Source organism: Binatus sp. (SeqCode) (assembly GCF_036522015.1).
Lineage (GTDB): Bacteria > Desulfobacterota > Binatia > Binatales > Binataceae > Binatus.
Window position 1 is genome coordinate 1 of sequence record NZ_DATDGQ010000046.1, and the last position, 10,576, is coordinate 10,576.

At 61.5% G+C, this 10,576-nt stretch carries 6 protein-coding genes; 3 read left to right on the forward strand and 3 right to left on the reverse strand.

The features are described 5' to 3' along the window. A partial coding sequence (mutS, locus tag VIW95_RS01935) for a DNA mismatch repair protein MutS (RefSeq protein ID WP_331583473.1) occupies nt 1-2,376 on the reverse strand: 2,376 nt, incomplete at its 3' end. 144 nt (nt 2,377-2,520) lie between these two features. Between mutS and VIW95_RS01940 the strand changes: the two genes are divergently transcribed. The 3 genes from VIW95_RS01940 to VIW95_RS01950 all read left to right on the forward strand — a co-directional run bounded on the left by VIW95_RS01940 (nt 2,521) and on the right by VIW95_RS01950 (nt 7,399). Beyond that, nucleotides 2,521-4,035 (forward strand): aldehyde dehydrogenase family protein, encoded by a 1,515-nt coding sequence (locus VIW95_RS01940; protein WP_331583475.1) that lies wholly within the window; start codon nt 2,521-2,523, stop codon nt 4,033-4,035. Between the two features lie 495 nt (nt 4,036-4,530). After that, nucleotides 4,531-5,286 (forward strand): hypothetical protein, encoded by a 756-nt coding sequence (locus tag VIW95_RS01945; protein ID WP_331583477.1) that lies wholly within the window; start codon nt 4,531-4,533, stop codon nt 5,284-5,286. A 70-nt stretch (nt 5,287-5,356) separates the two neighbouring features. Further along, entirely contained in the window at nt 5,357-7,399 is a 2,043-nt protein-coding gene (locus tag VIW95_RS01950) for a prolyl oligopeptidase family serine peptidase (RefSeq protein WP_331583479.1), read from the forward strand. On the opposite strand, the gene VIW95_RS01955 is transcribed toward VIW95_RS01950, so the two are convergent. Both VIW95_RS01955 and VIW95_RS01960 read right to left on the reverse strand, forming a co-directional pair. Continuing rightward, nucleotides 7,396-8,277 (reverse strand): SDR family oxidoreductase, encoded by an 882-nt coding sequence (locus VIW95_RS01955; RefSeq protein ID WP_331583481.1) that lies wholly within the window; start codon nt 8,275-8,277, stop codon nt 7,396-7,398. The two genes, VIW95_RS01950 and VIW95_RS01955, sit on opposite strands and share 4 nt — an antisense overlap. A 106-nt stretch (nt 8,278-8,383) precedes the next feature. Further along, a partial coding sequence (locus VIW95_RS01960) for a serine hydrolase domain-containing protein (RefSeq protein WP_331583483.1) occupies nt 8,384-10,576 on the reverse strand: 2,193 nt, incomplete at its 5' end.

The window sequence follows — 10,576 nt, forward strand, 5'->3', positions numbered from 1 at the left end:
TTGCTCGAGGTTGGCGAGAATTTCGCGCGCGCGCGTGATGATCGAATCGGGCAATCCGGCCAGCCGCGCCACCTCGATACCGTAACTTCGCGACGACGGCTGCTCGATGACGCGACGCAGAAAAATCACCTCGTCGCCCCATTCGCGCACCGCCATGCTCAGGTTCTTGACGCGCGGACGCTCGCGCGCGAGGTCGGTCAGCTCGTGGAAGTGCGTCGCGAACAGCACCTTGGCGCGCGTCTGATCGTGCAGGTATTCGGCGACCGCCCACGCGATCGCAAGCCCGTCGAAGGTGCTGGTGCCGCGCCCAACTTCGTCGAGTAACAGCAGGCTGCGCTCCGAGAGGCCCTTGAGCAGGCGCGCCGTCTCGCTCATCTCGACCATGAAGGTGGACTCGCCGCGGCGCAGTTCGTCGCGCGCACCGATTCGCGTCAGCACGCGATCGATAAGCCCGATAGTCGCCTCGGCGGCGGGAACGAAGCTGCCGATTTGCGCCATGATCGCGATCAGCGCGACCTGCCGGAGGTAGGTCGACTTGCCGGCCATGTTGGGGCCGGTGATCAGCAGGATTTGCCGCGTGTCGGGCTCGGCGTCGAGGTCGTTGGGCACGAACTCGCCCGCGCGCATCCCGGCTTCGAGCACCGGATGGCGTCCGTCGCGCACGCGAATCCGCAGGCCGGTGTTAATCTTCGGCCGCACGTAGCCGCGATGCCGCGCGACCTTCGCCAATGACATCACTGCGTCGAATTCGCCAACGGCGCGAGCGGTTTCGAGAATCGTCGCGGCGTGCGCCTGCAAGTCGCGCAGCAGCTTCGTGAAAATCTGCAGTTCGAGTTCTTTGAGCGCCGATTCCGCCGTCAGGATTTTGCGCTCGAGCTCCTTGAGCGCCGGCGTGGTGAAGCGCTCGGCACTGACCAGAGTTTGCTTGCGCTGGTAGTCGGCGGGCACCCGCTCGAGATTCGTCTTGGTGATCTCGATGTAGTAGCCGAAAATATTGTTGTAGCGGACCTTGAGCGACGGGATAGCGGTGCGCTCGCGCTCGGTTGCCTCGAGCTTCGCGATCACGCCGCGTGCGCCGGTCGCCAGGCTGCGCAACTCGTCCACCTCGGCGCTCAAGCCCACACGGATGACGTTGCCGTCGCGCGGATTCACAGGAGGCTCATCGGACAGCGTCGCGGCGATTTGTGCGACCAGCGCCGGCATCGGCGAGATGCGCGCGGCTTGCTCGCGGATGAGCAGGCTCTTGAGCGCGCCCATCGCTTTTTTCAGTGACTCATCCGCTTTGAGCGCGTCCGCCAGGCGCAGACAGTCCCTCGGCGACGCGCGCATCGCACCGATTCGTCCCGCCAGCCGCTCGAGGTCGCCGATTCGCTTCAACGACTCCGCCAACGTGCCGCCCAGGTCCGCATCGAAGAGTTCTTCGAGTGCGTCGTGCCGCGCGCTAATCGCGTCGCGTGCAAGCAGCGGATAGATAATCCAGTTGCAAAGCGTGCGCGCGCCGACCGCGGTCAGCGTTTCGTCGAGAATCGACAGCAACGAACCTTTGCGCCCGCCGTCGGTCGAAGCGATCAGTTCGAGATGACGCCGCGTGGTCTCGTCCACCAGCATGTACTCGGCGATGCGGTAGAGACGCGGCGCCGCGATATGCGCGAGGTCGTGGCCGAAGGTGTCTTCGACATACAGCAACGCGATTCCTGCCGTGTGCGCGATCGATTCGTCGAGATCCGTGGCGGCGCTCGCGAACCGATTCGAGAATGCCGCGGTCGCGCGCTCGGCGCTGAACGATTCGTGATCGAGCGTCGTCAACGGACAATTTAGATCCTTGAGCAACGCACCCAACTCACCGTCCCGCGCGGCGATTACTATTTCGCGCGGCGCGATCCGCGCGATTTCCTCGCACAGCGTCGTGGCCTCGCGAACTTGCGTAGCGAGAAATTCGCCAGTCGAGACGTCGAGCGCGGCCAGCGTAAATCCCGCGCCTTCCGCACCGGTGACTGCGACCAGGTAACTCTTCTCGGCTGCGGTCAGCACCATTTCTTCGCCGACGGTGCCCGGCGTGATCACGCGAACGATCTGCCGGGGCATCAGCTTGGGAGTCTTGGGGTCGGGCGTCCCCTGCTCGCAGATCGCGACTTTGTGGCCCGCCTTCAACAGCTTGGCTATGTACGGCTCGGCGGAATGGTAGGGCACGCCGCACAGCGGCACGCCGTCCTTGTTGCGCGAGGTGAGTTGGATGTCGAGCACGCGCGCGCCGACTTCGGCGTCCTCGAAGAACATTTCGTAAAAGTCGCCGAGGCGAAAAAACAGGATCGCGTCGGGGACGCGCTGCTTGACGCTCAGGTACTGCGCGATAAGGGGTGTTTGCTTGAATGCCACTGACGCGATTGCCGCTCACAATAGCAATAGCAAGGGCCACGCGCCCACATTTCACTTTGCCGAATGCATCTCGATTTATTAAGGTTCGAGTGTTAATCAGGCTCTATTACCGCTCGGGCACATCAAACACAGGAGATTACGAAAATGGCATCAGCATCAGCGTCATTGGAGTCCGCGACTCGCGGCGCCAAGTCGAGCGCAGCGCTTGAGTTCCTCAAGAGCTCGCCCAAAAAACTTCTCATCAATGGAAAATGGGTGCCGTCAAAATCCGGCAAAACTTTCGAGACCCTCAACCCGTCCAACGAGCAAGTGCTCGCGCTCGTCGCCGAGGGCGACAAGGCCGACGTCGACGAGGCCGTAAAGCATGCGCGCAAAGCGTACGAGGAAGGCAAGTGGGCGAGCATGAGTCCGCATCAGCGCACCCATGTGCTGCTCAAGATTGCGGAACTGATCGACAAACATGCGGAGGAACTGGCCGAGCTCGAGACGCTCGACAACGGCAAGCCGCTGTTCGAGTCCAAGAATATCGACATCCCCGGCGCCGCCGAGACCTTCCGCTACTACGCCGGCTTCGCCACCAAGATTTACGGCGAGACCAATCCGTCCGACCCCTCGATGTTCAACTACACGCTGCGCGAGCCGGTCGGCGTGTGCGGACAGATCATCCCGTGGAATTTTCCACTGCTGATGGCGTCGTGGAAGATTGCGCCCGCGCTCGCATGCGGCAACGTCGTCATCCTGAAGCCTGCCGAGCAGACTCCGCTCACCGCGATTCGCCTCGGCGAACTTATCTGCGAAGCGGGCCTGCCTGAGGGCGTCGTGCAGATCATCACGGGCTTCGGCCCCGGCGCCGGCAGTTCGATCGCCGAGCATCCCGATATAGACAAGGTTGCATTCACCGGCTCGACCGAAGTCGGCAAGCTGATCCTGCAAGCCTCGACCGGCAACTTGAAGCGCGTCTCGCTCGAGCTCGGCGGCAAGTCGCCCAACATCATATTCCCCGACGCCGACATGCCGTCAGCGGTGTTCGGCTCCGCGCTCGGCATCTTCATGAACCAGGGCCAGGTCTGCTGCGCCGGGTCGCGCGTGTTCGTGCAGGAGAGCGTTTACGATCAGTTCACCGATTCGTTGTCGAAGATGGCCAGCGGGCTCACGCTCGGCAATCCGCTGGACCCGAACACCCGCATGGGACCGCTCGTTTCCAAGGAACAGCACGATCGCGTCAAGGGATATCTGAAGACCGGCAAGGCTGAAGGTGCGACCGCCAAGACTGGCGGCGAGCCGGGCAAGCAGGAATCCGGCTATTTCATTCAGCCGACGGTTTTCACCGGCGTAAACAACCAGATGAAGATCGCGCGCGAAGAAATCTTTGGGCCGGTCGCCTCGGCGATCAAGTTCAAGGACGAGGCCGACGTCGTCTTCCAGGGCAACGACACGACGTACGGGTTGGCGGCGGCGGTGTGGACCAAGGACATCAATCGCGCGCTCGGAATCGCGCGCAAGCTCAAGGCCGGCACGGTCTGGATCAACACCTACGGCCAGATCGATCCGATGTCACCGTTCGGCGGCTACAAGCAGTCGGGCTTCGGCCGCGAATTGGGTAAGTACGCGATAGATTTGTACACGCAGATCAAGTCGGTGTACGCAAAGATCGGATAGTCGAGAACAGTTCGAATAGCAGGAGGGGGCGCCCAATCGGGCGCCCTTTCTTTATCTAATGTGAAACCCACCGTGGGTTTCACACTTCTTTGGGCAGGGGTGACCCCTGCACCCAGTACTAATCGCAAAATGGCGAGGACGCCCTTTTTGCTCTCAGGTTCTTTTTCCTGTCTCGCCTTCTTCTTGTGTCATTCAGAGCCCTTCGACTCCGCTCAGGACAGGCTCCGCGAAGAATCCCGGCTGCTCCTTGGCTCGTCTGTCCGTGCGCCAGCGTAAAGAAATCACAAATTCAGGACATGACAGTGTTTCGCTTGACGCTTTGATTCCTTATTATTGACGGCAGTGAGCCAGTGGTGGTTGGCGTCGAGCCGCTTAACGATAGCGGTGGGCGCGCGTCTTAAGGCGTGAGGATGAGCTGTCCCGCGGGGACGGCATTAAGTTGGGTGGTGTGAAATCGGCGTCGCCGTGGGTTCGGCGGCGCGGCGGGGTTCACTGATGGCGGCCGAGAAGAACGACGATCCGATCGAGGCGATGCTCTCGTCGCCGACGCCTGATCGTGCGCCGCAGTCAGCCACCCCCGAAAATCCATCCGAGACGCCTGCCGAACAACCGCCTGCCGAAGAAAAGCCCCCGTCAGAAAAACCCAGGCGCGAACCACGATCTCCCCCGCTGCGTCCTCCAACGCATTCTGCCTTAGAAGCGCGGCTCGAAGTTCGTCCGATCGGCACGCCATTGGGGTTGCGCGAACTTGCCGCGCTCCACCACCGCACCTGGAAAATGCTGAACGTGCAGGAAAAGCGCGTGCACGTGCTGCTATGGCCGCTCGCGATCCATTTCGGCCTGTACAATGTGGGCGCAGGCAGCGAGCGCCGTCGTCCGCCGCTGATTGGCGCGTTCTGGGCGCGATGCCTGGCGGACGCGCCGCTGACGCTCGGCCATCTCTATCCGGCGCCGTTGTTCAAGGGGATGCTCGCGTCGGAAGTGTTCGAGTTCGGCGGGATGGTGATTGACCCGACTTACCAGGGCAAGGGCCTGGTCAAGATGATGTCGGACACGGCGCGACTGTTTGTTTTTTCGCGGCGCCCCAAGCTGCTGATCACAAATCCGATCGAGCCGCTCTACGAGATGTACAAACAGCTGGGTTTGAAAACGGTGGGCCGCGAACCCGTCGAGCATCCGCACGCATTCAACGTGAAGGTGTGGCTGATGTACGGCAGATTCGACGAGATGGCGAAGCCGTACTTCATGTAGTCAGCTGGTTTTCACCTAGCCTTCACGCCGATTACGATAACAACGCGCATTCGCGTCGTAGGTAACCGCTATGGCATCAACTGATCAGTTCCAGCCTCCGCCAACCACCCGTCGCGGTGACTTCCGCGAAATTCTGCATGGCGTCGAAGTGCCGGATCCCTATCGCTGGCTCGAAGATGGAGCCGCGCCGGAGACACGCGCGTGGCTCTCCGCGCAAAAGGAATATGCGCGGCCGTTTCTGGACACACCCATCCGGGAACGCATCCGCGCGCGCCTAGCCGAGTCGATGAAGATTGATGCGATGGGTTTTCCGATCGAGCGAAAGGGTTACTACTTCTACGCTCGCAGACGTGCCGGCGAGCAACACGCTGCGATCTGCCGGCGTCACGGACTAAACGGCCAGGAAGAAATTCTGGTCGACGCAAACACCATGAGCGCAGATCAGATGACGGGCGTTCATATCGTCGGTATTTCCCGCGATGGTTCTGTTCTCGCCTACGGCGTGCGCCACGGCGGTGAAGACGAGTTTTCGATCAATCTGATGGATGTCGCATCGCGCCGTGACTTATCCGATCAGCTTCCCAGGGCGCGCTACAACAACGCGTCATGGAAACATGACGGCAGAGGTTTCTACTACGCGGTCAGAACCGATCAGGGTCCGCGCATCAGATTCCATCGCATGGGCACCGGGATTTCCGAAGACCGCGAAATAATCGGATCAGACTGGGGTCCCGAGCGATGGGCTGGCGCGTTCGTGTCGGACAACGGCCGATACCTGATGATCGGCAGCGGTTACCGAACTGCGAGCACCAAGAGCGGTGATCGCAACGACCCGTATTTTCAGCGGCTCGACCCCGAAGGCGAGATCATTCCAATAGCCGATGACCTCGACGCCTTCTCCACTGGTTCCGACGCCGGCGACGCGTTCATCATGCTGACCAACTGGCAAGCGCCTCGGCGCCGCGTCATTCGGGTCGAGTTCGCCAATCCGTCGCGCGAGAACTGGCGCGAGATCATTCCTGAGGGACCCGCGACGATCGAAAGCGTGGCGACCGTGGGCGGGAAACTGGTCGTGGCATCTCTGGAGGAGGTGCGGTCGCGGGTTCGAGTGTTCGAACCGGACGGAACCTTTGTGCGCGAGGTGGAGTTGCCGGGCGCCGGCACCGCGGCAGGATTCACCGGGCGATGGGAACGCAGCGAATCGTTTTTCTACTTCAGCTCGTTCGACCACGCGCCGACGATCTATCGCTACGACCTGGCGACCGGAGAGCGCGACGTTTGGTGGCGTCAGCAAAATATTCCCGACCTCGCGCAATTCGAATTGCGGCAAGTCTGGTATCCGTCGAAGGACGGCACCAGGATTCCGATGTACCTCTTCCACAAGCGTGGGCTTGTACTCGACTCCGCGCGCCCGACATTGCTGACCGGCTACGGTGGGTACAATCTCAGCATGCTGCCGGCTTACTCGACGATGGCGATGGTTTGGGCAGAAGCGGGAGGGGTATTCGCGTCGGCTAACATCCGCGGCGGCGGCGAATTCGGCGAGGAGTGGCATCAGGCTGGCCGGCGCGAGCGAAAGCAGAACGTATTCGACGACTTCATCGCAGCCGCGGAATGGCTCGTCGCCAATCGCTATACGCAATCGTCGAAGCTCGCGATTTCGGGCGGAAGCAATGGCGGGCTGCTAGTCGGCGCCGCTCTGACGCAGCGTCCCGATCTGTTTCGCGCCGTCATCTGCCATCGTCCGGTACTCGACATGATGCGTCATCACAAGGACCCGTTGGGTCCCTACTGGATCGGCGAATACGGGTGCGCTGACGATCCGAAGGACTTCCGGTACCTGCTCGCGTACTCGCCCTATCACAACGTGCGCGGCGGCACGCGGTACCCCGCAGTGATGTTCGTCACGGGAGATTCGGACACGCGATGCGATCCGATGCACGCGCGGAAAATGGCTGCGATGCTTCAATCGGCGACGGCGTCAAAGCATCCAATCGTGCTTCACTATCGCGCCGAAGCCGGGCATATGGCGACTCTGCCAATGGACGCGACGATTGATGAGCTCGCGGATCAGCTGGCGTTCCTGTCGCGCGAACTGGATGTAGCCTTCTAGGACTTCGCCTTCCGCTCTGCCTTGGGGCTGCCGCCCATGAAGGTTGCCGCGCCTTGCATGACGCGAGTGCCGACGCTCAAGAGCGCGTCGGTGACGCCGGGGAATAGCGATGCGAGTTTTTCGGCGACTGCGGCGCCGGGAGGGACGTCCACTTCGGTGAGGCCGAACGCGGCCGCGGCCAGTACCGCCCACGTTACCCATCGCGCCGGCATCGCCATCATCGCGGATACGCCTTTCAGCGAGTCGTGCTTGAGCGCATTGCGCGCCATCGGAGTGTCGATCACCCCGGGCATCACCAGCGACACTTTTATTCCGGTGTTGAACAGCTCGACCCGGAGCGCTTCCGTCATCCCGACCAGCGCGAACTTGGTCGAGCTGTAACCGCCGAGAGGGCTGACGCCCCGGCGTCCCGCCAGTGACGAGATGTTCACGATGTTGCCCGACTTGCCCTTGCGCATCACCGGCAGCACCGCCTGCATCGCATTGAGCGCGCCGAAGACGTTCACCGCCATCATCTTTTCGAGATCCTCAGGCCGCAGCTCCTCGACCGTTTCCGCGATGAGCAAGCCCGCCGAGTTGATCAGGATGTCGACCTTGCCGAAGGCTTCCTTGACCTGGTCGATCGCCCAGAAAACGCGCGCGCGATCGGTCACGTCGCAATCGAGGGCGAGCGCTTTGCCGCCCGCCTTGTTGATTTTCGTCGCGAGTTCTTCGAGCTGCACGCGCCGCCGTGCGAGCAGCGCGACCTGCGCGCCCTGTTCGCCGAAGGCGAGCGCGACGTCGTGGCCGATGCCGCTCGACGCGCCGGTGACGACCACCGATTTGTCGAAGAAGTATCCGCGCACTGGTCCTTTGGATTCCCGCTTGGCTTCGCTCATTGCCGTCACCTCGCTCGGGCGCCGTTGCAGGGAAACTGATGGTGTTGGGCGTCGCGACTGGCATTGTGCGCCGGTCGCCCGCGCACGCGCAAACCCTCGTCGATGGTCAGTGCGCCTGCTCGCTCTGGCAGACGGTGCTCAGTACCGCGAAGCGATTGATGGAAGTCGAGTAGAGAGTCTTGCCCGTGGTATCTGTCATGATTGACTCCGAATCGGTGGTGACGGGCGGCCGCGCCGGCGAGAAGAACGCAAAGCATCCTCGCGGCGATTCTTCGGTCACCAGTTTCCACGAGCTATGTTGTTTGCCGGTTCCGTCTGGTGTGACCGAATAGCCGCCAGACACCATCTTCAGCTTGCACGTCAAATCGAGTCCGGGTGCCTGGATATGATGAACCCAGGTTCCCTCGGAGAATTTGCCTTTGCCGTCGGCAACGACATGAAGATCGCCGGTCGCGGCAGCTTTGAAGGGATCTTTGATCGTGGCCGGCAACGGAAACGCCGTGAGAGTGCAATGATACGGGCCCTGGATCGAGCTGTTCGTGAAGGTCGGGGGGAGCAGGGCGAGACGTTCATCCGCCGACATGAAATCCAACGGGATTGACGGCTTCCCCGTCATCAACTCCTCGATGTTTTCCTCGACGCGTTCGACCAACTGTGGCGCTGCCGGGTCCTGGTTGTCACGATTGTAGAGCACAACTATCGCCCGATCCTGACCGGGATTGAATCCAGCCAGTGACCGGTATCCGCCGGTGCCTCCGCCATGGGAGTAGGATCCTGTTTTCGGATTGAAGATCCAGGCCAGCGCTATCCGGGTATTGCCGTTAACAGTGACGTTCGCCCGCACTTGATGATCCAGCGCGACTGCGGCCGGCAGAGTTGCCGCCGGTGAATCGGCGGCAGCGCCGGCTGCGTACTTGTCCGGATGCAGGTGCCCGTCGAGATAAGTGAGCATATCCGCCGCCGTCGATTTGATAGCACCGGCACCTGCGAACGCGTCCAGATCCCACGGACCGGTCGGGTCGAGGTTCGTATCGTAACCCTGGATCAGCCGCGAGCGCTGCGCCGGCGACAATGTGACGCCAGTGTCGCTCATGTGCAGTGGGCCGGTGACTTCGGTTGAGACCAATTGTCCGTACGGAATGCCCGCACGCAATGAAAGCCCGTAACCGAGCAATCCGAAACCGAGATTGCTGTAGAGAAAACCAGCATCGGCGGGTTTGGCGACGCCGTGTTTGGCAATGAACTCCTGCAATTGCGCGGCGTGGTAGTCGACATATGGATTGACCGGATTTTGCGGCTTGAAGTTATCCGGCATCCGCGGCAACCCGGAATGCTGCGTCGCTAGGTCTACGAGCGTGATTTCCGCGCCGTCGGGCTTCGCAACAAGGCCTGCCGGCAGCAGTGTCCGAATGGGAGTATCGAGCGTGACCTTCTTTTGCACCACCATCTGTGCGAGAACGAGCCCGGTAAACGTCTTGGTGATCGATCCGATCTCGAAAATCGAATCCGGCTTTGCGCTGCCGTAAGCGAAGATGCGCCGATTGCCGTGATCCATCAGGCCGATCACCAATCCACCGCCGCTCGGCTTGCTGAGCAATCCATGTTCGAGGACGGGAGCCAACTCGCGATCCAGGATCGGTTTGAGATTTTCCAGCGCAACGGGAGGCATCGCGGGCGCCGGCGTTGGAGTCGGCATCGCAGTTGGCGTAGGTCCACCAGTTTCGCGAGTGAGTAACAGCGGCAGCGGAACGCCTTGGCTCCATGTGCCGCTTATGCTCTTGCCATCGCTGTCGAGCGTTCCCGTGTAAGTGCCAGACACAGTAGGAATCTCGAAGCTGAAACTGTTGCCTTTGAGCACCGCGTTGCTGCCCTGCAGACCCATCGCGTTTTGATCGAGACTGTCGAGCGTGACACTCAACTTGCCTGCCGCGTCTCTGCTCACGTGCAGGGCCAGGCGCAACGAGCCGCCTCCTGCTTGCAACGCACCGCTCCAATCGCCGACGACGTCCTTTGGCTGAGCGGGCCTTTGGCGAGTGAAAACGAGAGGCAGCGGACCGCCCTGGCTCCAGGTGCCACTGATACTCTTGCCGTCGCTGGCTAGCGTTCCGTTGTAGGTCCCGCTCACAGAAGGAATAGCAAAACTGAAATCGTTGCCGTTGAGCACGGCATTGCTGCCTTGCAGGCCCATCGCGTTTTGATCGAGACTGTCGAGCGTGACGCTCAACTTGCCTGCAGCGTCCTTGCTCACATGCAGGGCCAGCCGCAGCGAGCCGCCACTCGGTTGCAAAACACCACTCCA

Coding starts and splice junctions, on each gene's coding strand:
- VIW95_RS01945 (WP_331583477.1), top strand. CDS start 4,531: ATGGCGGCCGAGAAGAACGACGATCCGATCGAGGCGATGCTCTCGTCG.
- VIW95_RS01940 (WP_331583475.1), top strand. CDS start 2,521: ATGGCATCAGCATCAGCGTCATTGGAGTCCGCGACTCGCGGCGCCAAG.
- VIW95_RS01950 (WP_331583479.1), top strand. CDS start 5,357: ATGGCATCAACTGATCAGTTCCAGCCTCCGCCAACCACCCGTCGCGGT.
- VIW95_RS01955 (WP_331583481.1), bottom strand. CDS start 8,277: ATGAGCGAAGCCAAGCGGGAATCCAAAGGACCAGTGCGCGGATACTTC.